20 protein-coding genes are annotated in these 25597 nt (G+C 41.5%); 17 read left to right on the top strand and 3 right to left on the bottom strand.

Going from position 1 to position 25597, the window contains the following annotated elements:
* The first annotated feature begins 328 nt into the window (after positions 1–328).
* The 9 genes from AB5062_RS06325 (at position 329) to AB5062_RS06285 (ending at position 14814) form a co-directional block, all read left to right on the top strand.
* A complete protein-coding gene (locus AB5062_RS06325; protein WP_005839124.1) occupies positions 329–3328 on the top strand; it encodes a TonB-dependent receptor in 3000 nt (999 codons plus the stop codon).
* 21 nt (positions 3329–3349) lie between these two features.
* A complete protein-coding gene (locus tag AB5062_RS06320) occupies positions 3350–4939 on the top strand; it encodes a RagB/SusD family nutrient uptake outer membrane protein (protein ID WP_005839127.1) in 1590 nt (529 codons plus the stop codon).
* Positions 4940–5018: 79 nt separating this feature from the next.
* On the top strand, positions 5019–7652 hold the full coding sequence (locus tag AB5062_RS06315; protein ID WP_005839129.1) for a family 43 glycosylhydrolase: 2634 nt from the start codon (positions 5019–5021) through the stop codon (positions 7650–7652).
* Positions 7653–7660: 8 nt separating this feature from the next.
* Positions 7661–8629 carry a glycoside hydrolase family 43 protein gene (locus tag AB5062_RS06310; RefSeq protein WP_011965527.1) on the top strand — a complete coding sequence of 323 codons (969 nt, stop codon included), beginning with the start codon at positions 7661–7663 and terminating at the stop codon, positions 8627–8629.
* Complete coding sequence (locus AB5062_RS06305; RefSeq protein ID WP_117814953.1) at positions 8626–9627, top strand: family 43 glycosylhydrolase; 1002 nt, start codon at positions 8626–8628, stop codon at positions 9625–9627. The genes AB5062_RS06310 and AB5062_RS06305 overlap by 4 nt, the downstream gene beginning before the upstream one ends.
* A 19-nt stretch (positions 9628–9646) precedes the next feature.
* The gene (locus tag AB5062_RS06300) at positions 9647–11680 is read left to right on the top strand and encodes a hypothetical protein (protein ID WP_005846023.1); all 2034 of its coding nucleotides are present in this window, start codon (positions 9647–9649) and stop codon (positions 11678–11680) included.
* 341 nt (positions 11681–12021) lie between these two features.
* Complete coding sequence (locus AB5062_RS06295) at positions 12022–13005, top strand: aminodeoxychorismate synthase component I (RefSeq protein WP_117693958.1); 984 nt, start codon at positions 12022–12024, stop codon at positions 13003–13005.
* A complete protein-coding gene (locus tag AB5062_RS06290) occupies positions 12989–13582 on the top strand; it encodes an aminotransferase class IV family protein (protein WP_008668411.1) in 594 nt (197 codons plus the stop codon). Before AB5062_RS06295 ends, AB5062_RS06290 begins: the two co-directional genes overlap by 17 nt.
* 89 nt (positions 13583–13671) lie before the next feature.
* Positions 13672–14814 carry a hypothetical protein gene (locus AB5062_RS06285; RefSeq protein WP_005846032.1) on the top strand — a complete coding sequence of 381 codons (1143 nt, stop codon included), beginning with the start codon at positions 13672–13674 and terminating at the stop codon, positions 14812–14814.
* On the opposite strand, the gene AB5062_RS06280 is transcribed toward AB5062_RS06285, so the two are convergent.
* On the bottom strand, positions 14811–16007 hold the full coding sequence (locus tag AB5062_RS06280; RefSeq protein ID WP_005846035.1) for an MFS transporter: 1197 nt from the start codon (positions 16005–16007) through the stop codon (positions 14811–14813). The genes AB5062_RS06285 and AB5062_RS06280 overlap by 4 nt on opposite strands.
* A gap of 127 nt (positions 16008–16134) precedes the next feature.
* Positions 16135–17169 carry a phenylalanine--tRNA ligase subunit alpha gene (gene pheS, locus AB5062_RS06275; protein ID WP_005846037.1) on the bottom strand — a complete coding sequence of 345 codons (1035 nt, stop codon included), beginning with the start codon at positions 17167–17169 and terminating at the stop codon, positions 16135–16137.
* 111 nt (positions 17170–17280) lie between these two features.
* On the opposite strand from pheS, the gene AB5062_RS06270 reads away from it, so the two are divergent.
* From AB5062_RS06270 to AB5062_RS06260, 3 genes are read left to right on the top strand one after another with little or no spacing between them, the layout of a single operon-like run.
* Positions 17281–18141 (top strand): DUF4348 domain-containing protein, encoded by an 861-nt coding sequence (locus AB5062_RS06270; RefSeq protein ID WP_032945916.1) that lies wholly within the window; start codon positions 17281–17283, stop codon positions 18139–18141.
* Between the two features lie 11 nt (positions 18142–18152).
* Complete coding sequence (gene murB, locus AB5062_RS06265) at positions 18153–19166, top strand: UDP-N-acetylmuramate dehydrogenase (RefSeq protein WP_032945913.1); 1014 nt, start codon at positions 18153–18155, stop codon at positions 19164–19166.
* An 8-nt stretch (positions 19167–19174) separates the two neighbouring features.
* Entirely contained in the window at positions 19175–19951 is a 777-nt protein-coding gene (locus tag AB5062_RS06260) for an MBL fold metallo-hydrolase (protein ID WP_005846045.1), read from the top strand.
* Here the strand turns inward: AB5062_RS06260 and nth are convergent.
* Positions 19946–20590: an endonuclease III gene (gene nth / locus AB5062_RS06255; protein ID WP_005846047.1), complete on the bottom strand. Its 645-nt coding sequence runs from the start codon at positions 20588–20590 to the stop codon at positions 19946–19948. The two genes, AB5062_RS06260 and nth, sit on opposite strands and share 6 nt — an antisense overlap.
* A 117-nt stretch (positions 20591–20707) precedes the next feature.
* Here nth and AB5062_RS06250 point away from each other — a divergent pair, with 117 nt between their 5' ends.
* From AB5062_RS06250 to queC, 5 genes are all read left to right on the top strand, one after another.
* On the top strand, positions 20708–21628 hold the full coding sequence (locus tag AB5062_RS06250) for a dimethylarginine dimethylaminohydrolase family protein (protein ID WP_005846048.1): 921 nt from the start codon (positions 20708–20710) through the stop codon (positions 21626–21628).
* Positions 21621–22562, top strand: coding sequence for a citrulline utilization hydrolase CtlX (gene ctlX, locus AB5062_RS06245; RefSeq protein WP_228683661.1), 942 nt, complete (start codon positions 21621–21623; stop codon positions 22560–22562). The genes AB5062_RS06250 and ctlX overlap by 8 nt, the downstream gene beginning before the upstream one ends.
* A gap of 14 nt (positions 22563–22576) precedes the next feature.
* Positions 22577–23812: an ornithine--oxo-acid transaminase gene (rocD, locus tag AB5062_RS06240; RefSeq protein WP_005848693.1), complete on the top strand. Its 1236-nt coding sequence runs from the start codon at positions 22577–22579 to the stop codon at positions 23810–23812.
* A 288-nt stretch (positions 23813–24100) separates the two neighbouring features.
* Complete coding sequence (locus AB5062_RS06235; RefSeq protein ID WP_005848691.1) at positions 24101–24787, top strand: queuosine precursor transporter; 687 nt, start codon at positions 24101–24103, stop codon at positions 24785–24787.
* 120 nt (positions 24788–24907) lie between these two features.
* Positions 24908–25579 carry a 7-cyano-7-deazaguanine synthase QueC gene (gene queC / locus AB5062_RS06230; RefSeq protein ID WP_117849095.1) on the top strand — a complete coding sequence of 224 codons (672 nt, stop codon included), beginning with the start codon at positions 24908–24910 and terminating at the stop codon, positions 25577–25579.
* Positions 25580–25597 lie beyond the last annotated feature (18 nt).

Here is a 25597-nt window from a genome sequence, read left to right as displayed (position 1 = left end):
GCAGCTTAAAGAAAGTGAACAGATTTGTATAGTGATGAACAAAAAAAGAGGTGCATCGTGCATTACGACACACCTCCTTTTTGAATGTATTATTCTATTAATTGGTTGAATAGTTCTAGCACATTCGGGGAGTTTGGAATACATTTGCATCACAAAAAGTTGAGAATATGATTCATGTAATACTGTGAAAAAAGAAATGCCTATGACATAACAAGAATGTGACCTTTAAATTCTATCTGTTGTATGTATATTTATGAACATACTTGTGATTAATTAAAAAGCGGAACTGAAATCTCCGCACAATTTTACAAATCTAATTCTATAAAAAATGATTAAAAAATTATTAGTCTTCTTTCTGACTATTTTTACGATGACTGCTTATGCGCAGAACGTAACAATGACCGGAACCGTAGTAGACACAGACAACTTGCCTTTAATTGGTGTGAATGTGGTTATTAAGGGTACTTCTACCGGTACTACTACTGATTTGGATGGTAAGTTTACTCTTACTGGAGAAAATGGACAAACATTGGTTTTCTCATATATAGGGATGACCCTCCAAGAGATTGTTTACAAGGGAAAACCTTTGCACGTGATAATGAAGGATGATTCCAAGGCTTTGGAAGAGGTGGTTATAATTGGTTATCAGACTGTGAAGAAATCTGATCTGACGGGTGCAGTAGCAGTAGTTGATACCAAAGAGATGAAAAAAAGCTCAGCTGGAACACTTGTCAGTCAGATGCAGGGGCTTGCTACAGGTGTAAACGTTCGTAGTAGTGGTAGAGCAGGTGAGGATGCTTCTATTCAAATTCGTGGTGTGGGTTCATTAAGTAATAATGCTCCGTTGTGGGTGGTCGATGGGATGATAACTGATCCGGGAGTTGACTTTAATCCGGCTGACGTTGAATCTATTCAGATCTTGAAAGATGCTTCCGCTGCCGCTATATATGGTTCTCGTGCTGCTAATGGGGTGATTATTGTTACTACTAAGAAAGGGGTGAGTGGTCCTATGAAGGTGAATGTGAGTGTGAAAGAAACATTGGAGTGGAGTCCGAAGTTTGATTTGATGAATGCGGCAGAGTACATTAAATATAATGATATAGCTTATAAAGAAGCGATAAAAGATGGTATAGCCTCCATAACAACAACTCAGAAGCATTCCGAATATGATACCAATTGGCAGGATGAGGTATTGAAGACAGCTTTGGTACAGGATTATAATGTATCTTTATCCGGTGGTGGAGATTCGGGTAGTTATTTTGTTTCAGCTGGTTACTATAATAATGATGGTGTATCTTATGGAAATACGTTTGATCGTTATAGTTTCCGTGTTAACACACAGGGGAAAAAAGGTTGGTTTTCATTCGGTGAGAACTTGGCCTACTCATTAACTAATACAGATCCGAACCAGACAAATACTTATAATGACTTTTTACGTATGATGCCTACTATTCCGGTTTATGATGAGAATAATCCAGGTGGTTATGGATATGGAGATGCGGCTAAATATAATACTTTCGGTGTAAATCCCATTGCACGTGAAAATTTGGAAAAACGCCATATGAGACAAAATCGTCTGAATGGTTCATTGTGGTTGGAGTTCAAACCTTTCGAGTTTCTTTCTTATAAGTTCAATGGGGGCGTTGACTTGTATTTCTATGAAAATTCATGGTTTCGTGGTGAAGGTAATTGGCAACAAAATCAGGAACATCGTGATCCGGAGAGCCAGAAAGCACGTGATAATACTTATAATATGCTGATTGAGCACACGTTGAATTTTAACAAGGATTTTGGAAAACATCATGTCGATGCAGTATTAGGTACTACTTACCAACATCATGAGTGGGAGGGGTTATGGGCTTCCCGTCTTAATTTTCCTATGTTAGGTAATGGTGATTATCTGACAGTGTTAAATGCTGGACAAAGTAACCAACAGAATACTAATAGTATTAGTGAGAATGCCATGATCTCTTATTTGGGACGTGTTAATTATATTTATGATGACAAATATTATCTGACAGCTACTTTCCGTCGGGATGGTACTTCTCGTTTAGCTAAGGAAAATCGCTGGGGTAATTTTCCTTCTGTTTCTGCTGCCTGGAGAATTTCTAAGGAAAGTTTCTTTAAGGTACCTTGGATTGATGATTTGAAGATCAGGGGAAATTGGGGGCGTTTGGGTAATGCTTCTATCGGTGATTGGGATTATGTTGGTACTATTAATCAAAGCATTGTGACGGTATTTGGTGGAGCTATTGTACCTGGAGCCACTCAAGTAAAATTAGTGAATACCAATCTTGTTTGGGAAACCAAAGAAACCGTAAATATTGGTTTTGACGCTAGTTTTCTCAATTCACGTTTGACTTTCAGTGCCGAGTATTATCATTCAAAGACTAAGGATGTTTTGACGGAAATGCCTATTGCCATCTCTACCGGTAATCAAGAAGGGGCACCTAAAGCAAATGCGGCTAGTTTGCGCAATCGTGGATTTGAATTGAGCTTGGGGTGGAAAGATCAAGTTTCAGATTTCAAATATGGTGCATTGTTGAATATTACAACTTTGAGTAATAAAGTATTAAGTTTAGGATATGAAAAACCTTTTATTGATTCAGGTCAGGCAAGAACGAGGTTGAATGGTCCGTTGGCAGAATTTTTTTTGTATAAAACCGATGGGATTTTTAAAACACAAGAACAAATAGATAATTATGTAACTCCTGATGGCGAACCTATTATGATTTCCGGGAAACGTCCGCAATTAGGTGATGTGAAATATATTGATACGGATAATAATGGACAGATTACGGCGGATGACCGTCAATTTTGCGGAAGTCCGTGGGCAAAGATGCAAATGTCATTGGTCTTGAATGCTGAATGGAAAGACTTTGATTTCAGTATGATGTGGAATGGGCAATTTGGTAATAAAATTTATAATGTATCCAAATGGCAAGGACGTTTGTTCTCGGACAATTCCAATTATCTTCGCTTCAAGAAGGGAGAAGAACCTTATCAGGTAAATCAGAATTCTGATACGCCACGTATAATTTATGGTGACCAACGTAATTCATGGGATGCGGATCGTTTCCTTGAAAACGGTTCTTATTTCAGACTGAAAAATATTTCTATCGGATACAATCTTAAAAAGGAATGGTTGAAGAATTTGGGTATTGACAAACTTCGTTTATATGCTACCGGTAGTAATCTGCTCACTTTTACAGGCTATTCCGGGCTTGATCCTGATTTTATAAACACTAATATTTGGAATAGTGGAACGGATAGTTTTTCATATCCTAATACTCGTTCTGTTATGTTTGGCTTGGATTTGACCTTTTAACTTATAAATTAGTATACTGATATGAAGAAAATATATAGATTTTTATTTGCTGGTGTCTTGGCTTTGTGTGCTACCGGATGCAGCTCAAGTTTATTGGATATAGAAAATCCGAATGAAGTAACCAATACTACTTTTTGGAAATCGGCGGATGATGCAAAAGCTGGAGTAAATGCTTGTTACAGTTTCTTATATAAAGAAGGGACTTGGATGCGTTGGTTGTCTTTTCGTTACGATCTGTCATCAGATGAAGGATGGAGTTCGTCTCCTTGGATAGAATTAGGTGACTGGACGCGTTTTCTTTATAATAATTATGATTTCTATGAGGGTAATAAGGTACATTGGGAGCATTTTTATGTAGGGATCTTTCGTTGTAATCAGGTTTTGGCTAATGTGCCTGCGATTGAAATGGATGAGGTTCAAAAGAACCAACTTTTAGCACAGGCTTCCTTTTTGCGTGCTCTGTGGTATTTTCAGATAAATCTTTTGTGGGAGAAAGGGACATTAGTTCTTGAACCTCAAAATGCTGATTACATACCTAAGGACGCTTCAGAACAGGAAATTTGGGATCAGATAGAAAAAGACCTTACGTTTGCAATGGAGAATTTGCCGGAGGCATGGGATGCGGCAGATTTAGGCAGAGCGACAAAAGGTGCTGCTAAAGCTTTGTTGGGCAAGGCTTATATGCAACAACATAAATATGATAGGGCCAAAGAACAGTTGCAATGGCTGATTGATAGGGAAGGCTCTTTGTATGGTTTGCTTGATAACCGTGAAGACAATTTTACCGATTTGAATGAAAATAATCAGGAGGGAATATTTGAAATTCAGTTTGATGATCAAAATAAGGGGGGCACAGGCAATGATGCCAGTATGGCCTTTGGTTTCCAGCGTACTCAGTTTTATGCACCCGGTGGCACTCATGGTACGGGTTGGGGCGATGGTAAAGCGCGTCGTTGGCTAGTAGATGAGTTCTTGAAAGAGAGAAGGGTTGATGGCAGAAATGACTTGCGTTTATACAATAGTATTCTTTATAAACATTTTGGAGATGATTTTCCTGATCAGTCAAAAAAATACTATGCCAATGAAGATGCGTCACAATGGTTTGATGAGTGGGGACAGGACACAGAGGATTGTTATATTCGCAAATACAATACTTCTTACTATCGTGAACGTGAAGACTATTTCGCACGTAATAATTATCGTATTATGCGGTATGCTGATGTTTTATTGAGTTATGCGGAGTGTTTGGTTGAAACTGGAACTTCGGCTTCTGATGCGGCTGTTTATGTTGATAAGGTAAGAGAACGTGCAGGGTTATCCAAACTGAAAGATAGTCGGTGGAAGGATTGTTTAAGTTCAAAGGAGGTCTTTATCAAACGTCTTCAGATGGAACGTGCTTTGGAACTTTGTTTCGAAGGCTGGCGTTGGGCGGATTTGAAGCGCTGGGGATTGCTTGATTCACAGGCTGGTATTGACGAGCTGAAAGCTCGTGACAAGGACTTCAACAATTTTGTGATTGGCAAACACAAACGTATGCCTATCCCTACATCGGAAGTTGAAATCAGTAAGATTGATGATGTTCCTCAACTAACTCAGAATCCTAATTATTAATAAAAAAGAAAGACTGTGTCGGAGTGTTTTTTCTTTTTATAATACTTCCGGCATAGTCTTTATTTAACTAGTATCATTTATGCTTGTCTGCAAAAAAATACTGATCTTCTGTGCTTTTGCTTGTTGCGGTACTTTATTCGCGCAAAACATACAGAATCCGGTGCTTCCCGGAGTAGCGGATGCCGGTGTGATGAAATATAATGGTAAGTATTATATAGGTGGAGTATTTACCAATGGGGATTTTTATGTTTCCGACGACTTGGTTCATTGGGGTAAACCTGTTCATGTCGTGACTATGGATAATGGCTGGAGTAAAGGAAGTGGTGCCGGTAATGAGCAGATTCACGCCAATGATATGTTTTGTTTGAATGGTGATTTTCACTTATATTGGTCTGTCAATTATTGGGGTAAGGATAAGCATGCTGTTCACATTGTACATGCTCAAAGTAAAAATGTGTTGGGGCCCTATATAGAGCCTGATAAAAAAACTTGGATGGATAATCGCATTGATCCTAAGGTTTTTAAAGATGATGACGGACAATTATATATGTATATGGTGCGTTTTACTGATGGAAATACTATTTGGGGACGTAAAATGAAGAATCCGGCGGAATTTGCCGGAGAACCAGTGTGCTTGTTTGCATCATTGCCGGATACATGGGAGACCATGGATAACAGAGTGGCAGAGGGACCTTGGGTGATGAAATACAGAGACCGATACTATTTGATGTATAATGCCAATCATACCTCTACTGAGTGGGGGAATTATCAATTGGGGGTTGCGGAGGCAGACTCACCTTTAAGTTTTCAAAATGGGAATAAATATAGCTATCCGGTAGTAAATTCTAATCAAATTCTACTGGAAGAGAATTATGTGGATCTTTTACGATATGGCATCACTTATGAGCCATTGTTTGATTATACAGAAAATAATCCTGGAGTCGGTTGGATGCTTCCGGTATATCAGGCTTCCGATTGGAAGAAAGGAGAATGTGGATTCTCATCTAAAGAGATAAAAGGATCTACCACTCGTCATTTAGGTACTTGGTGGACATCTCCTTCATTGTGGTTACGTAAATCTTTTTTTGTTGGCAAACAGGTGGGAAATTTAGCACTCAGGGTTGCTCATGACGGAGATACAAAAATATATTTGAATGGAACATTGATTTACGAAAAACAGGGACGGGATTATTGTATGGTAAACCTTGATGAAAAGCAACGAGAGCTTCTGAAAAAAGGAGAGAACTTGCTTGCTGTAGAAACAAATAAAGGGCGTGCCCAATTTTTTGATGTTTCTTTGTTTGATATGAGGAGTGAAACAGCAGATGATATTTTGATGACCCCGGGACAACCTAATATTTTAAGGGGGCCCAATGGATTTGAATGGTGGCTTATATATATGGCTAATAAAAATAATGAGTGTAGGGGGCAGTATATTAACCGTGTTCATTTCTTTAATAAAACATTATTTGTTGAAGGAATAACCGGTCCTTGTACAGATGGCTATCATCCGGAACCTTCTTTGCCCACTTTTTCAATGAAAGGGGAAACACCTTCTTTTGGAGTGCTGCAACAAGTGAAACCTTCTACAACTTATATGTTTGAAACAGCAGTCAAAACAGATGGAGATGCTGGTATCATTGCGTGGTGGAAAGATGTGGATAATAATGCTTATATCGGTTTCGATACAAAGAACCACAATTGGTATTTGCGTACCATTATTAATGGTAAAGAAAAGGAGGAATATTTCACTTTGCCTAAAGATTTTCGTTGGGGTGTTTATCATCATTTACGTATTGAACGTAATCAGGATTGTTTAAAAGTATGGTTGGATGAAATACCATCTCCTCAAAAACATCTGTTTACAAAGATTATTCCTGTGACGGAACCCGGTGTTCCCGGAGTGTTTGATCGGACTAAAAAAGCTTTGTTCGAAGGGGTGACTTATACTATCGGATTTGATGATGACCGGATACAGTTAAAAGAACATTCAGAAATATTGAAAGGTGATTTTCTTGATCATTATGAATTTAGTTTTCAACTTTCAGGTTTGTCCGATTGTAAGATGTCAGGAAGCTATCCGGTTTATGTGGATAAAGATAACTATGTAAAAGCTCAATTTAATGGTATCACGCGTATGCTGGAAGTGGTAGTTGTAAAACAAGGACAACAGATACTTGATAAAAAATATCCGTTGGAACATTTACAAATGGTTTATCCTGATGTGAAGTATACTGATTTTGTCGAAAAATGTTATCGTTTTATATCGCCTTCATGGATAAATGCCCTTTACCTGAACCGTCATGAAGTAGGGAATAAGGCGGAGTTTGTAGACGATATGTTTAGTAAATTTACAATAGAATATTTGAATGAGGGAAAATGGTATCCATTGAATAACAGCGGGGCGACGGTGGCAGAGCATCTGGCTTATAATCGTTTGTCTTTTACTCCGATAAAAACGGAAGGTATTCGTTTTATTAATAAAGACGCTCAGGATTTGGAACGGCATATTTATAAGTTGGGAATTCAAGAACAATTAAAGGAATCTTATAATTTCCGTGCGGTGAGAAGGGGAAATAAGCTCTATCTTTTTGTTGACGGAAGAGAATTAGGGAGATTGGATATTCATTATCCTGCTTCTTGTGTAGGATTTTGTTCTGGAAATTATTCTCCGGTATATAAAGGAATATTGTATTATCATATAGGAAACTGACTAGTATTATGAAAAAAAAAATGATTTTTATTTGGTTATTGATGTTGGGGACATTGACTTCTTGTCAGTCATGTTCCTCAGAATATAAGAATGTGAATGAAATAATTGTGGAAGAGCTGGAAATACCTGTTCCACTGGGTGACCCGTTTATATTGTTGCACAATGGGACTTATTATGCTTATGGTACTCACTCGGATGAAGGAATAGAGGTTTATATCTCGGATAATTTAAAAACGTGGAAATATAAAGGGCTGGCTTTGAATAAGAAGGATTCATGGGCAGACCGTTGGTTTTGGGCACCGGAAGTATATGAAGTGAATGGTAAATTTTATATGTATTATTCGGCAGATGAGCATATTTGTGTAGCAGTGGCAGATTCCCCTGTAGGACCATTTATACAAAATAAGCAAGAACCTATGATTGTTGAGGAGAAATGTATTGATAATTCTTTTTTCATGGATGATGACGGTACTCCTTATTTGTCATTTGTCCGTTTTAATGATGGGAATAATGTATGGATAGCCGAGTTGGAAAAAGATTTGATAACCCTTAAGAAAGAAACGATGCGTCCTTGTATTCATGTTTCACAGGCTTGGGAGGAAGTGTGGCCTCGAGTCAATGAAGGTTCTTATATTCTCAAACACAATGGAATTTATTATATGACTTATTCTGCGAATAGTTATGAAAGTCCATTCTATGGTGTAGGTTGTGCTACAGCTACCGATATAATGGGGGAATGGGCTAAATACGACGAAAATCCATTATTGCAAAATCCTGGTGGGTTGGTAGGTGTAGGGCATAGCGCCATGTTCACTGATAAAGAGGGAAAACTTCGTATTGTATTCCATGCCCACAAAGATAAAAGTAATATTCATCCGCGTGCTATGTATATTGGTACGGTAAATTTTGAGAATGTGAATGGAACAGACCGTATGAGAATCAGTAAAGAATATATAACTCCTAAATTACTGCAATGAGAAAAAATTTGATCCTGTCTATCTGCTTTTGTTTGGTGTCTTGCTCATCATCGTCTGCGCAAGAAGAAATACCTGATGGTGATAAAACCAGCTATTACTGGAATCCGGTGATAGATTATAGTCTGCCCGATCCTACTATTATAGAAGGTGGTGATGGTTATTATTATTTGTATGCAACCGAAGATATTCGTAATTTGCCGATCCATCGTTCCAAGGATTTGATTAATTGGGAATGGGTAGGTACAGCATTCACGGATCGAACGCGTCCTGATTTTGAACCGGGTGGAGGCTTATGGGCTCCGGATATCAATAAGATAGGTGATACGTATGTACTTTATTATTCTATGTCTAAATGGGGAGGTGAGTGGACCTGTGGTATCGGTTGCGCTACGGCAGACAAACTTTCGGGGCCATTTAAAGACCATGGTCTGATGTTTCGGAGTAACGAGATTAATGTACAGAATTCTATTGACTCTTTCTATATAGAAGATGCCGGAAAGAAATTTTTGTTTTGGGGCAGCTTTCGGGGCATTTATGGCATTGAATTAAGTGAGGACGGTCTTTCAATAAAACAAGGGAAGAAGCCTCGGCAGGTGGCTGGTACAGCTTATGAAGGAACTTATATTCATAAAAAAGAAGGTTTTTACTATTTTTTTGCTTCCATAGGGACTTGCTGTGAAGGATTGAATAGCACTTACACTACTGTAGTTGCTCGTTCAGAAAATTTGTTTGGACCTTATGTTGATAAGAACGGGAGGACAATGATGGATAACCAACATGAAGTGTTGATTCATAAGAATAGTTCGTTTGTGGGAACAGGACACAATTCGGAGATTGTGACTGATAAAGTGGGTAATGATTGGGTATTTTATCATGCAGTGGCCACAAAGCATCCTGAAGGGCGTGTTTTGATGATGGATAAAATAAGTTGGAAAGACGGATGGCCTGTGGTAGCTACGGATTCTCCCTCATTGAAATCGGAAAAACCTGTATTGTAATTAATAAATACATAAAAATATGAATTGGAAAAACTTTGTATGTAGTGTGGTGTGTCTGGCAGGAATGACTTGTGCGGAAGCTGTGAACTATACACCGGAAAATGTTTCGGCTTCCATTGCTTTGAAAGTGCCTGGTAATGATGCGAAGCGGTATCCGCTGACTTTGCAGCAATTGGATAATAGTAATTTTGAATATCAGTGGGTGGCGGCCGATAAATTACCTGTGGTGATTTATCAGAATGTTGAAGAAAAAGACGGCAACCAGCGTATTGTCATTTTTATGACTGCATTGGATGATGTTTATTTCAATTTTGGTGAGCAGGTAATGACTGGTTGTCATCATGATGATTGTTTGTTTTATATGCCTGGATTTTGGTATCGTCGTAACTTGCGTTCTCCTCAAGAAGCGCCGTCTTTTCATACCTCGGATAGCTGGTTGGTTCGTGAAGACCGTTTAAGTACTCCCTTGACTGCTATTTTTGATGAAAAGAATAGGAAAACATATTCTGTTATCCGGCTGGATAATATGGCTTCGGATGCTTTGACTACCCATAAGGAAGGGGAAGTGATATTGTCTGGTAAAACCTCTATAGGTTATACAGGATTTGAAAACCTCTCGGGTATCGCTTCTTTGTCTTTTGGGTTTCCTTACAAGGAAGCTCCTAAAACTTATATTCGTAAATTGACATTGGCTCCTTCGGTTGAGGCCTATCAATTATTACGTAAAGGTGAGAGTCTTTCTCTGACTTGGGAATTACATGAGTCGGAAATTGCTGATTTTTCAGAATGTGTGCAGCATATTTGGGAATATTCTTATGATACAAACTGTCCTCAAATTGTAAATACACCTTATTCTCCTGAGAAAATGAAGGAAGTGATGAGTAATTTCTTCGTGGAAAGTTTTGTCGGAAATACTCCTACTCATTATTATTCGGGGGTGGAATTGCGTACAGCTACTTGTGACCAAACGGATGTTGCCGAAGTGGGTTTTGTGGGACGTACTTTGTTGAATGCTTTTAATGCATTGGAATATGGAGAACAGCAGCGTCGTACGGATTTGGTGACGAATGCTTATAAAATTTTTGATTCTTATTTGCAGAATGGATTTTCGGAAACGGGTTTCTTTAATGAAGTAGTACATTATAGGCGTAATTTTGTAGAGTCTGTTCATAGTATCCGCCGTCAGTCTGAAGGGGTATATGCCCTGCTTCATTTTTTGAATTACGAAAGACTGCAAGGTCGTAAACATCCTGAGTGGGAAAAGCGTATAAAAAGTATGTTGGATATGTTTCTGCGTTTACAAAATAAGGACGGTAGTTTTCCTCGTAAGTTTAAAGATGACTTTTCTATTGTAGACAAGAGTGGGGGAAGTACCCCTTCGGCAACTTTGCCATTGGTTATGGGATATAAATATTTTAAGGATAAACGGTATTTGGCAAGTGCAAAACATACGGTGGAGTATTTGGAAAAGGAATTGATTTCGAAGTCCGATTATTTTTCTTCTACTTTGGATGCTAATTGCGAGGATAAAGAGGCATCTTTGTATGCGTCAACTGCCGCTTACTATTTGGCTTTAGCTACAAAAGGAGCTGAACGAGCCCATTATGCTGGGTTGGCGAGGAAGGCAGCTTATTTTGCATTGTCATGGTACTATACATGGGATGTCCCTTTTGCCCCCGGTCAGATGTTGGGTGATTTAGGGTTGAAAACTAGAGGCTGGGGAAATGTTTCTGTAGAAAATAACCATATTGATGTCTTTATCTTTGATTTCGCTGACGTATTGAACTGGTTGGCAAAAGAATATAATGAAAAGCGTTTTTCGGATTTTTCTCAGGTAATCAGTACATCAATGCGTCAGTTGTTACCCTATGAAGGGCATCGATGTGGTATTGCCAAAACAGGATATTATCCGGAGGTTGTCCAGCATACTAACTGGGACTACGGTAAGAATGGTAAAGGCTATTATAATGATATTTTTGCTCCGGGATGGACAGTGGCTTCATTGTGGGAATTATTTTCTCCGGGACGTGCCGAGAAGTTCTTGAAAAAATAGTTTGAAAATTGATAATTTATTATGATGTTAAGTGATTAGCATTTCATTTAAAACTTGATTTTCTTTTCTTTTGTAGGGAAAGGTATGTCCTTTTTCAGAAAATCAGCTTTCTCTTTAAGGAAGGATACCTGAAGTATATTAAAAAGCCGGGGATTGTCTTTACAGATGTTCCCGGCATAATTTTTTACCGTCACTGGCATTATTGTTCTGACTTTACATCTCTTATTGAATAAAACAAGTAAAAGAAAGAATTTCTCTATGTTAAGATAACAGTTTACTTTAAATTCTTAACTTTGTTCCCCTTGAAAAATGATTGTTACAAGATAATTTAACAGCTAAAAATGCAACAATATAAAAGACCGGAAGCTATAAAACGTATGAATGAGCTGGCGGGTAGCCGGAAGCCTTTCCTTTTTATTATAGATTATAAACAGCAGTGTTCCTTGATAGAGGAAATAAGTCGGATTGATTCTACCCGTTGCCGTTATAACTTTAATGGAGTGAAAAATGTGGATACTGTAACAGAAAGTTACAGTGGGCAGATAGACTGGAACTTTGTTCCAATGTCTTTGACAGACTACCGGCAGGCTTTTGAAATCGTAAAACGGAATATTCTGGCAGGTAACAGCTATCTCGCTAATTTGACTTGCAAGGTTCCTGTCAGTACTAATCTTACTTTGGAGGATGTGTTCCGGTACTCCAAAGCGCTTTATAGACTTTGGTTGAAAGATAAACTGGTCTGTTTCTCACCCGAAATTTTTGTTCGTATAGAAGATGGCGAGATAAAATCTTTCCCCATGAAAGGAACGATTGACGCTACCTTGCCTAATGCGGAAAAACTGTTGATGGATGATCCTAAGGAAACTGCCGAACATGCTACCATTGTAGATCTGATTCGTAATGATTTGAGTATGGTGGCGGAACAGGTCAGGGTTGTCCGCTATCGTTATTGTGACCGGCTTGAAACCAATAAGGGACCTATCTTTCAGACAAGCTCCGAAATATGTGGTGTCTTGCCCGATGATTACCCGTCGCATATAGGAGATATTATATTTCGTTTGTTACCAGCCGGTTCCATAACCGGAGCGCCCAAATCCAAGACGATGGATATTATTGAAGAAGCGGAAAATTATGAGCGTGGATTTTATACGGGCATAATGGGTTATTGTGACGGCAGGACTTTAGACAGTGCGGTGATGATCCGTTTTTTAGAACAGGAAGGAGAGAATCTTTATTATAAGGCGGGGGGAGGAATTACTTCAAAGAGTGATTTACAAAGTGAATATAATGAAATGATACAGAAGATTTATGTACCCATTTATTGAAACTATACGGATAGAACAAGGAAAAGCGTGTAATTTGTCTTATCATAATGAAAGACTGAACAATACCCTTCATCATTTCTGGCCGGACTGTGCCGGCATAGAATTAGGTGAATACCTGAAATTGACACCGGAGATGAACGGAATGAAATGTAGGGTGATTTATGATGGAGGTGGAATAAAAGAAATTAGTTATGAAGCCTATCAGATGCGTCCGGTACATTCTTTGCAGTTGGTTTATTCGGATGATATAGATTATACTTATAAAAGTACAGACAGGGAAGCTTTAAACCGGCTTTTTGCCTGCCGTGGAGAACGGGATGATATTTTAATTGTCAGACGCGGACTGCTGACCGATACTTCCATAGCTAATATTGCCTTGTTTGATGGTAAGGATTGGTTCACACCTAAATTACCTTTGTTGAGAGGGACTTGCCGTACAGCATTGATTGACAACGGAATTATAAAAGAAAAAGATATCCGGCCGGAAGAACTATCCTCTTATTCTTTTGTTAGGTTATTTAACGCTATGATTAAATGGGGAGCGTTGGAATTTTCTACCGGAACCATTTACGGATAATAAGAAAGAAGGTGGAATTTTGAAGATTTTTGTTTGTTTCCTTAAATAATTTGCTATATTTGCAAAAAAAATATAAATATAGGTAGGGTATGAGATTGCGGACAGTTGCCAAGTTGGGTATGGTGCTATCAGTGGTATTGTTTTGTACGGCTGTGGGCTTTTACGGCTTTGCTAAGTTAAGCCTGACGGATAAGAGTCGTGAGATCAATCTCTTCTCACTTGTACCGGCTGATTGCATCGGTGTGTTGGAGAGTGATAATATTAATTATTTTCTGAATGAATTTCCTCAATTGAACTATTCTGAAGAACTGGGTAATTTCCAGTTTCCCGGTTTGTTTAATTATGTGTTGGGAGGTTTGAACGAATATACCACTAACACTGCTCATGGTCTGAGCAGTAAGATGAGCCGGGTGGTGGTCAGTTTCCATTCTCCGGGTACTCCGCGTGACCAGGTGGTATATTTCCGTATGGGGGCTGATGATAAGGAAACATTGGGAGATATGTTGTTAGAGAGAACTCCGGGAAGTTTTTCACCTAAAAAAGAGAAATACAGAGGAAAAACTATAGCAGTCTATCCATTGGGCAATAATGATTTTCTAGCTGTCTATAGCGAGGCGGGATTCTATGTGGTGAGTTATCAGAAGAGTTTGATAGAGAAAGTGATTGATGCGCGTGAGGATGAAGAGAAAGCATTGAGTAATGATCCCGTGTTTGCCAAAGCGATGCAGAAAAAGAAAACGCATAACTTCCTGACTTTATACGGACGTACACCGTCTATGCCTTTCTTGCAGGATAACAGTGGCTGTTGGAGTGAGTTTGACTTTCACATGAACAGTGATGTGGTGTACCTCACCGGAGATACTTTTATGCCTGATTCATGCGGCTGTGTGAACCAGATGGCCGAAAAATTGAAGAATATTCCGGATATAAGGGAAGATAGTTTGATTATTTCTGCTGATAAAGATTCCATGGCAAATTATATGGAAGAGGCCTACGAAAGAAATAGCAGGACATTGTTCAATGAATGTGTAGCCAATCTTTCACGTGATGCAGCCTTTATGCTTGTGGCGGACATGAACAAGATTTCCCGCAACCCGGAACGTTTCGAGCCTTATTTGCCGGCATTTCTGTTGGAGAATGCTCCTTTATTCCATTCGTTTATTCTTTCAACCCAATTGTCGGTTGTGAACGACCGGCTTTCCCATATCATGGTACTGACATATAAGGATTAGCGCAACTTATGTCGGTGGAAGTGGGGAGCCACTTTGCTTCTAAAATAAAATAACGAAATAACAGTGAGTGCGGCTCCGAATAGATAGGCCATCTTGAAGGTGGCTATTTCTGCTATATATCCGCCCAATAACATGCCGGCGCCTATACCTACATCCCACGAAGTCAAGTAGGTACTGGTTGCCGTACCACGCTGGTTGTTGGGGGCCAAGTTCACAAACAGCGTGTTATAGGCAGGGAACATGGTTCCAAACCCAATACCTAGTAAAAGAGCTATGGTGAACAGAAAATAAGTGGTCCATTGCAGACTCCATGTTGTCAGCCATCCGCATGAACTCAAACCGAAGAAACAGAAGCAGACCAGATACAGGCCGGCTTCAATAACTTGAGTAACCATTCCCCGGTCTACCAGGCGTCCGGAGAAAAGACGGGAAACTGCCATTCCCAACGCCATGAAGGTGAAGAAGAAACCGGTGGATGACTGGATACCTATTTGCTTGGCATACATTGCAACGTAATTGGTGGTCATGCCATAAGGGATGGATAGTAATAACAGACTGAAACCTGCCGGTATTCCTTTAAGCAAAATAAAGCGGTCCAATGATATCGGTTCTCGTTTTACAGGAGGTTTGTAGGTGGTCTTTACCAATGAGGCGCATAGAAATCCTATCAGGCAGGAACCTAATGAGCAACAGAAGATAAGCGTATAGTCTGCTCCTGCATCATGTAGGAAGAGTCCGGTCATCGGTCCGATGGACATGGCTATATTGTTTGCCAGCCCATAATATCCTAATCCTTCCCCACGACGTGAAGAAGGCATGATATCAATGACAATGGTATTTCCGCTGACTGTCACCATGCCGAATGATACTCCGTGTATAATGCGGAATAAAATAAATAAGGTTAGTGTTCCTGCAATGAGATATCCTCCGAAGATGGCGGTAAAAGTGAAATAAGCCAACAGATAAAGTGGTTTGCGGGCAAATGTATCTAACAGATAGCCGGAAAAGGGGCGTATGCACAGGGCGGCAATGGTGTAACAGGAAAGTACGGCCCCTATGGTTGTTTTGTTGGCGTCGAAAACTTCTGCCAGATAGAAAGGCAATACAGGCATCAGTAACCAGAATCCAAAGAATAATAGAAAATTGGCTGCCAGTATTTCTATATAATTTTTGGTAATCAGCTTGTCCTTCATAAGCAATAATGTGCTAATATGTCAATGTATCAATATGCTAATGTGGCAATATGTTAATATGCCAATTGACCGCGTTCTATTCCGCATGGCAATTGGCATATCAGCACATGGTCACATTGACACATTATTAATTGGCTGCTTCGAATTCTTTCAGGAAGCGGGTATCGTTTTCAGAGAATAATCGTAAGTCGTTTACACGATATTTCAAGTTGGTAATGCGTTCAATACCCATACCTAGCGCATAGCCTGAGTAAACTTTGCTGTCAATGCCGTTGGCTTCCAATACATTCGGATCCACCATACCACATCCCAGAATTTCCACCCAGCCTGTGCCTTTACAGAACGGACAACCTTTTCCGCCGCAAATATTACAACTGATATCCATTTCGGCACTTGGTTCGGTGAACGGGAAATAGGACGGACGCAGACGGATTTGAGTATCTTCGCCGAACATTTCTTTGGCAAACAACAGCAATACCTGCTTCAAATCAGTGAATGATACATTCTTGTCAATGTAGAGTGCTTCCACTTGATGGAAGAATGCATGGGCACGATAACTGATCGCTTCATTGCGGTATACACGTCCCGGACAGATGATGCGGATAGGAGGTTGCGAATGTTCCATAGCTCTTGCCTGTACGGAAGAGGTGTGAGTGCGAAGTACGATGTTCTTTTTCACATCTTCCTGATTGGCTTCGATGAAGAAAGTATCTTGCATATCACGTGCAGGATGGTCTTCGGCAAAATTCATGGCAGTGAATACGTGCAAGTCGTCTTCTATTTCGGGACCGTCGGCAATACTGAAGCCCAGCCGATGGAATATATCAATGATTTCATTCTTTACAATGCTCAGCGGGTGACGTGTTCCCAGTTCGATGGGATAAGCCGTACGGGTAAGATCCATTTCGGCTGCGCTGTTATCTTGGGTTTCGAAAGCTTCTTTCAATGAGGCGATACGCTCCTGAGCCTTGTTCTTCAGCTCGTTCAGTTTCATACCCACCTCTTTTTTCTGCTCGGCAGGTACGTTGCGGAAGTCTGCCATCAACTCATTAATCGCTCCTTTTTTGCTAAGATATTTAATGCGCAAGGCTTCCAATTCTTCCGCATTGGCTGCTTGCAAGCCTTCAATTTCCTGAAGTAATTGTTCTATTTTAGCTAACATAGTTTCTTCTTTATTTTTTAATGACCGCAAAGTTAGCGAATTAAACCCATATATTTTGCTGAAAACTAAAAAAAACGATATTTTTGCATCGATTTTTTCTAAATATAGAAAATGAGAAAACTTATAATCGGAGTTTGTCTGCTTATGCTGATAAGCTCCTGTGGAGGTGGGAAAAAGAAAATGGACCCCTTCGAGACGCTTACTGAGGAGATTGATTCGCTGACTGCAACCCCGGACACAACAGAAGCGATGGCTGTGGTAGAGGAAGAACCAATGGTTCCCGCTACGGCCGACGAAAGTTTTGCCGACTTTTTCTACAATTTTGCCAGTGATGAAAAATTACAATTGTCACGCATCGTGTTCCCTTTGCCGTATTATACAATGGAAAAGAAAGAGCACATTGAAAAGGAGCAATGGAAACACGATCCTTTATTCAGCCGGCAGGATGCCTATACAGTTCTGTTCGATAAGGCGGAAGACATGGAAATGGAGAAAGATACGGGTCTAACCAGTGTCAAGATAGAATGGATTTACTTGAAGAAGGGAAAAATCAAGCGGTACTATTTTGAGCGGCTGAAGGGGCTGTGGAAACTGGAAGCCATAGATTTTGCGGATATGCCGAGAGAGGATACCGGTAAGGAGGACTTCTTTGAGTTTTATGAACGTTTTGCCAATGATTCTGTTTTCCAGTTGTCTCGTTTGCACGAACCGTTGAAGTTTGTGACCGCTGATCCCGAAGACGAGTTTCAGATATTGGAAACGACTTTGGAGGCCGGGCAATGGTTCGCATTCCAGCCTGTATTGCCTCGTGAGAATCTGACTAATGTAAACTATGGCCAGAACGAGAATGTGCATTCCAATACGAAGGTGATTGAAATGAAAGGTTTTGGCAATGGATTTAATAATACGCTCTATTTTGAACGGCGCCACGGTTTGTGGAAACTGATGCAGTTTGAGGATCTGAGCGATTGATTTGATTGTAAATGAAGGAAATAAAAGACTACTCTCTGTTGCCTCATAATACATTTGGTATGGATGTGAAGGCATCTTTGTTTGTGGAATATGAATCGGTGACAGAGCTGCAATCCATCTTGTCGGATAAAAAACTGATGGCCGGTAACTGGTTGCATATTGGCGGAGGAAGCAATCTGCTTTTTAAAGGTGATTATGCGGGAACTGTCCTGCATTCGGCTATCCGGGGGTATGAGGTGGTTGCTGAAAACGAACAGGAAATAGAGGTAAGGGCAGGAGCCGGTGAGGTGTGGGATGATTTTGTGGCATATACCGTGAAAAACAGTTGGTATGGTGCTGAAAATCTGTCATTGATTCCCGGTGAAGTGGGTGCTTCTGCCGTTCAGAATATCGGTGCGTATGGTGTTGAGGCAAAAGATTTGATTGTAAGTGTGGAAACCGTCGAGGTGGAAACCGGCAGGAAACGGATTTTTACCAAAGAGGAATGCCGTTATGCTTATCGTGAAAGCATTTTCAAGAAAGATTTGAAAGGTAAATATATAGTGACTTACGTCACCTATCGTTTAAGTAAACAGCCGGTTTTTAATCTGGAGTATGGAAATGTGCGTGGCGAATTGGAAAAGCGAGGAGGTGAGGTGGCATTGGAGAATGTAAGGAAGGTGATTATTGCCGTGCGTGAAGCCAAGTTGCCCGATCCCCGGGTGCAGGGAAATGCCGGAAGTTTCTTTATGAATCCGATTGTTCCACGCAGGCAGTTTGAAATAGTACAGCAACAGTATCCTGATATGCCACATTATGAGGTGGATGGCAATAGGGTGAAGATTCCTGCTGCATGGATGATAGACCGTTGCGGCTGGAAAGGCAAACAAATAGGACGCGCGGGTGTTCATTCTAAACAGGCATTGGTCTTGGTGAACTGTGGGGGCGCTACGGGAGATGAAGTGATTGCTCTTGCCAGACGGATACAGGAGTCTGTGCTTCAAAAGTTCGGGGTGGCTATCTCTCCCGAAGTGAATTTTATATAAGGTATGATATGAAGATTACAATACTAGGCAGCGGAACGTCTACGGGAGTACCCGAAATAGGGTGCAAATGTCCGGTATGCACCAGCAGCGATCCCCGGGACAACCGTTTGCGTTGTTCGGGACTGGTAGAAACGGAAGGGCTCCGGATTCTAATAGATTGCGGTCCCGATTTCCGTGAACAGATGATACGGTTGAACGATTTCAAGCCGTTGGACGGCGTTTTGATTACTCACGAACACTATGACCATGTAGGAGGCTTGGATGATTTGCGTCCTTTCTGTCGTTTTCGCGATGTGCCGGTTTATGCCGAACAATATACGGCAGAGCGTTTACGCCAGCGTATTCCTTATTGTTTTGCCGAACATCTTTATCCGGGAGTTCCCCGTATTACATTAGAGGAAATTGTTCCCGATTCTCCTTTTATTATCGGCAATCCCGAAGGAAACAAAGTAGAGGTGACACCTCTTCGGGTAATGCACGGCAAACTGCCCATTTTGGGATACCGTATCGGCCGGATGGCATGGATTACCGATATGTTGACGATGCCTGGGGCTGAATATGATTTGCTGCAAGGACTGGATGTGTTGGTAATGAATGCATTGCGTCCTCAGCCTCACCATACCCACCAGAATTTGAAGGAGGCTTTGGACAATGCACAAAGAATAGGAGCCGGGGAAACCTATTTTATTCACATGAGTCATCATATAGGATTACATGCTGATGCTGAACGGTTATTGCCGCCGCATGTGCATTTTGCATACGATGGAATGAAAATTTGTTTATAAAGCCGGCTTCAACGAATACCGGCACAATCCGTTCAACCCGCATTCCGAACATTTCGGTGTCCGTGCCACACAAACATATCTTCCGTGTAAAATAAGCCAATGATGTGCGGTGGGCACAATCTCCTTCGGAATATACTTCATCAGATATTTCTCGGTAGCCAGCGGTGTGGTGCAGGTTTGAGGAACCAGCCCGATGCGGTGGCTCACGCGGAACACATGTGTATCTACCGCCATGGCCGCTTTATTGAATACTACACTTTGGATGACGTTGGCTGTCTTGCGTCCCACTCCCGGCAGTTTGACCAGTTCTTCCAATGTTCCCGGTACTTCGCTATGAAAATCTTTCACCAGCATTTGCGCCATGCCCACCAGGTGTTTTGCCTTGTTGTTGGGATAACTTACACTCCGTATGTATTCATAAATCACTTCCGGCGTCGAAGCGGCCAATGCCTCAGGAGTCGGGAAATCCCGGTAAAGAGGAGGGGTGATCATATTTACCCGTTTGTCCGTGCATTGTGCACTCAGGATAACAGCTATCAATAACTCGAATGGGTTATTGTAATGAAGTTCGGTTTCGGCAACAGGCATCGCTTCTTGAAAATAAGCGATCACCTTGTTATAAAGTTCTTGTTTTTTCATCTTACCTTCTTTTTTCGGTTACAAATATAATTGATAAATCAATAGGGTAGAATTATTCGGGCAATTCATTTGTTTAGTTGAGTAAACTTCTTATATTTGCATAAATATATTAGATTTATGCAGCTTAACGTAAAGAATGAAACTTCTACATTGAAAGCTGTGGTGCTTGGACAACCCGGTTCCATAGGGAAGGTCCCCACGCTGGAAGAAACTTATGACGCCAAGTCATACGAGTCCGTATTGCATAACATATACCCCCATGAAGAAGATATTTTCAAAGAGATGAGATGCTTTGAAAGCGTATTGTTGAAATATGGGGTACAGGTCTATCGCCCGTGGACACTGGAGAATTGTAATCAGGTGTTTGCCCGTGATGTGGGATTTGTGATTGACGACAAGATTATTGTTTCCAACATCATCCCCAACCGGGAGGATGAGAAGGAAGCCTACGAAGTGGTCTATAATCAGATAGCTTATAACAAGATTTTCAACCTTCCCGAAAAGGCGCACGTAGAGGGAGGTGATGTGGTGCTTTACAATAATATAGTGTTTGTAGGCCTTTATACCCAGCCCGATTACCCGCAGATGAAGACGGCACGTACCAACCGGTATGCTTTTTCCTTTCTGAAAGAAATCTGTCCGGGGAAGATATTCATCCCCTTGGAGCTGAAAAAACATAATACAGATCCACGTGCGGGGATTCTGCATCTGGATTGTACCTTTATGCCGGTAGGGAAAGGGCATGCGATTATTTATAAGGACGGATTTATGTATCCTCAGGATTATCATACTCTGCTCGATTTGTTCGGCAGGGAGAATGTATTTGAAATAACGCGGGAAGAGATGTACTATATGAATACGAATGTCTTTTCCATCTCTCCTGAGGTAGTGGTTTCTGAAAAGAACTTTATCCGCCTGAATACCTTTATGGAAGAGGTATGGGGAATGACGGTAGAGCGTGTACCTTATTATGAAATATCTAAGATGGGCGGACTGTTGCGCTGCTCCACCTTACCATTAATCCGAGAAAATGACTAAACAAACAACAAACCACATTTTGATGGTGGAACCCGTGGCCTTCGGGTTCAATGAAGAAACAGCGGCCAACAATTATTTCCAGCAGCGGACAGTTGCGGCAGGTGAAACAGTACAAGCTTGTGCCTTGAAGGAATTTCGGGGCATGGTGGATAAGTTGCGTGCAAACGGCATAGAGGTAATAGCGGTGCAGGATACCCCGATACCTCATACTCCGGATTCCATATTTCCGAACAACTGGGTGTCCTTTCACGACGACGGAACGGTGGTGCTGTATCCTATGTTTGCGGAAAACCGCAGGGCGGAAAGACGGGCGGATATCTTGCAGCGGATAGAGTCGGAGGGGTTCTGCATCCGTCGGAAGGTAGATTATACAGGTTTTGAAGAAGAAAACCGGTTCCTGGAGGGGACCGGGGGAATCATTCTGGACCGGGTGAACCGTTATGCATACGCGGCTTTGTCGCAACGGGTGGACGAAGCTTTATTTGGTCGGTTCTGCAAGGAGCAGAATTTTAGTCCGGTGTCCTTTCATGCTTATCAGACTGTAAACGGACAACGTCTGCCCATTTATCATACCAATGTCATGATGTGTGTGGCGACAGATTATGCGGTCGTTTGTCTGGACAGCATCGACGACGTGGAAGAGCGTGAGCAGGTTTGTCACGTCTTGCGGCAGACAGGGAAAGAAATCATTGCCATCTCCGAGGAACAGATGCATCATTTTGCCGGAAATATGCTTCAGGTGGAGAACGGGAAAGGCGCATTGTTTCTAGTGATGTCTCAAAGTGCTTACGATTCGTTGGATGAAGGCCAGTTACAACGGCTGTCTAAGTATAACGCGTTGCTTCCCATGCCCATCCCTACCATTGAAACGCTGGGAGGAGGAAGTGCCCGTTGCATGATGGCGGAAATATTCTTGAAGAAAGAAAAACATTAAATGATAAAAAGCTTATGGATGCAAAATTATCGGCAGCTCAATTGATGGAGCTTGAGAACAAACATGGAGCACACAATTATCATCCTGTTCCTGTGGTATTGGATAAGGGAGAAGGTGTGTTTGTATGGGATGTGGAAGGAAAGAAATATTATGATTTCCTTTCCGCTTATTCGGCAGTGAACCAAGGACATTGTCATCCGCGTATTATCGATACGTTGGTAAAACAGGCGCGAAAGCTGACTTTGACTTCACGCGCTTTTTATAACAGCCAGTTGGGACGGTATGAAGAATTTGTCACCCGTTATTTCGGATATGACAAGGTCTTACCGATGAATACGGGAGCCGAGGCAGTAGAAACCGCATTGAAGCTTTGCCGCAAATGGGCGTATGAAGTAAAAAAGCTTCCCAAGGATACGGCGGAAATCGTTGTATGCCGGAATAATTTTCATGGGCGTACTACCACTATCGTTTCTTTCTCCATTGATCCGGACGCTTACAATAACTACGGACCTTTTACCCCCGGTTTTGTCGTGATTCCCTACAATGATGCCGAAGCATTGGCGAAAGTGCTGGACGAACATCCTCATGTGGCCGGATTCCTGGTTGAGCCCATTCAGGGAGAGGCAGGTGCTTATGTACCCGATGAGGGATATTTGAAAAAATGTTACGACTTGTGCCGTGCCCACAATGTACTTTTTATAGCCGATGAAGTGCAGACCGGCATTGCCCGTACAGGCAAATTGCTGGCTTGTGATTATGAGAATGTTCATCCGGATATCCTGATTTTGGGAAAGGCTTTATCGGGTGGGGCCTGTCCTGTTTCTGCGGTATTATCATGCAATGAAGTGATGGATGTTATCCGTCCGGGGCAACATGGCTCCACTTTTGGCGGAAATCCTATTGCTGCGGCAGTGGCTGTTACGGCGCTGGAGGTAGTACGGGACGAACAGTTGGCGGACAGGGCATACAGGCTGGGACTGATATTCCGGGAAGAGATGAGAAAACTGTGCGAAACATCTCGTGTGGCTTCTTTTGTCCGGGGCAAGGGATTGCTGAATGCGTTGATAATCAATAATGATGAAACGAAGGATTTGGCGTGGGAGATTTGCTTGAAATTGGCCGAAAACGGTTTGCTGGCCAAACCGACACATACGAATATTATTCGTTTTGCTCCGCCATTGGTGATTACAGAGGAACAATTAAAGGAGTGTATCGAAATTATAAAGAAGACGATTGCTTTGTTTGAATAAAGGATTTTTTATCCTGTCTTTTAGGGGTGGATTCAATCTGCCCCTAAAATCGTTTTTACTGATACCCACCTGTTTGTGACGCTTCATCTTTCATTGTTCCATACTGTTTGGCTATAGAAAAGGTAATTATTTGATGAGGCTGTTTCTTCTTGATAAGAATATTTAATGCAGTTATATCCGGTTAACTCGGAAATAATTTCTATCTTTGCACCCCGAATTAAAAAATAGACGTATGATGCCGTGAATAGCGGTCGTGTATTCTAGAACACCACGTAAAAAACAGGAGAAATGAAGAATAATAATACTGTATCTGTATCGTTCATGTTGCTTGGCATACTGTTTTGTGTATGTCTTGTCGCAGCAAATTTATTGGAAACCAAAGTTGTCCAGATCTGGAAAATTACGGCAACTGCCGGACTGGTTGTATTTCCTATCTCTTACATTATCAATGATTGTATAGCCGAAGTATGGGGCTTCCGCAAGGCACGTCTTATCATTTGGATGGGCTTTGCCATGAATTTCATGGTGGTAGCTTTGGCGCAGCTTGCCATTCTGATGCCCGCAGCTCCGTTTTGGGAAGGAGAGGAGGGCTTCAACTTCGTTTTCGGCATGGCGCCCCGCATCGCTGTAGCCAGTCTGACCGCTTTCTTGGTCGGCTCTTTTCTCAATGCCTATGTCATGAGTAAAATGAAGCTGGCTTCGGGAGGAAAGAACTTTTCACTTCGTGCCATCACTTCCACTTTGGTGGGTGAGAGTGCCGATTCCATGATTTTCTTTCCTGTTGCCTTTGGAGGTTTGATGCCTGCCGGTGAACTGATAAAGATGATGGTTATTCAGGCAGTGCTCAAGACACTCTATGAAATTATTATCCTGCCCGTTACCATCCGTGTGGTAAATTACATCAAGAAGGTGGATGGCAGTGATGTCTTTGATGAGCATATCTCATACAATGTATTGAAAATCAAAGAACTTTAATAAGGTGCTGATGTGTCAGTGTGCTGGTTAGCCAATTACCATGCGGTATATGGCGCAGCATATCCACATAGCGCGGCAATTGGCACATTGGCGTATTAGTAAATTGAAAAATTGTCAACAATGAATAAAAGTGACGCATTGGTTGTGTTCAGCGGAGGGCAGGACTCAACCACTTGCCTGTTTTGGGCAAAAAAACATTTCCGCAAAGTGTATGCTTTAAGCTTTATCTATGGACAAAAGCATGTGAAGGAAGTGGAGCTGGCCCGTGCTATTGCCGGAAAGGCAGGGGTGGAGTTTAAAGCGATGGATGTTTCCTTTATAGGCAACCTGGGTAAAAATTCGCTGACAGATACTACGATAACGATGGATGAGGTGAAGCCTGCCGATAGTTTCCCTAATACGTTTGTGCCGGGGCGGAATTTGTTCTTTCTGAGCATTGCAGCTGTCTATGCACGCGAATTGGGGATCAATCATATCGTGACCGGTGTGTCGCAGACAGACTTCAGCGGTTATCCCGATTGCCGGGATGCTTTTATCAAGTCGCTGAATGTGACATTGAACCTTGCCATGGACGAGCAGTTCGTGCTTCACACTCCGTTGATGTGGATTGATAAAGCGGAAACATGGGCGTTGGCGGACGAATTGGGCGTGCTCGATTTGATCCGGCATGAAACGCTGACTTGCTATAATGGCGTACCGGGGGATGGCTGCGGTCATTGCCCGGCCTGTAAGCTCCGTCGTGAAGGATTGGAAAAGTATCTGGAGATAAAGGCGGAAAGAGAGAAATGCTAGGATAAACGAAGGTGTTTT

Source organism: Phocaeicola sp. RTP21359st1_B8_RTP21360_211022 (genome assembly GCF_040911965.1).
Classification (GTDB): Bacteria; Bacteroidota; Bacteroidia; order Bacteroidales; family Bacteroidaceae; genus Phocaeicola; species Phocaeicola vulgatus.
The sequence above is the reverse complement of the archived record's forward strand: the minus strand, read 5'-3'. Positions and strand labels throughout refer to the sequence as shown.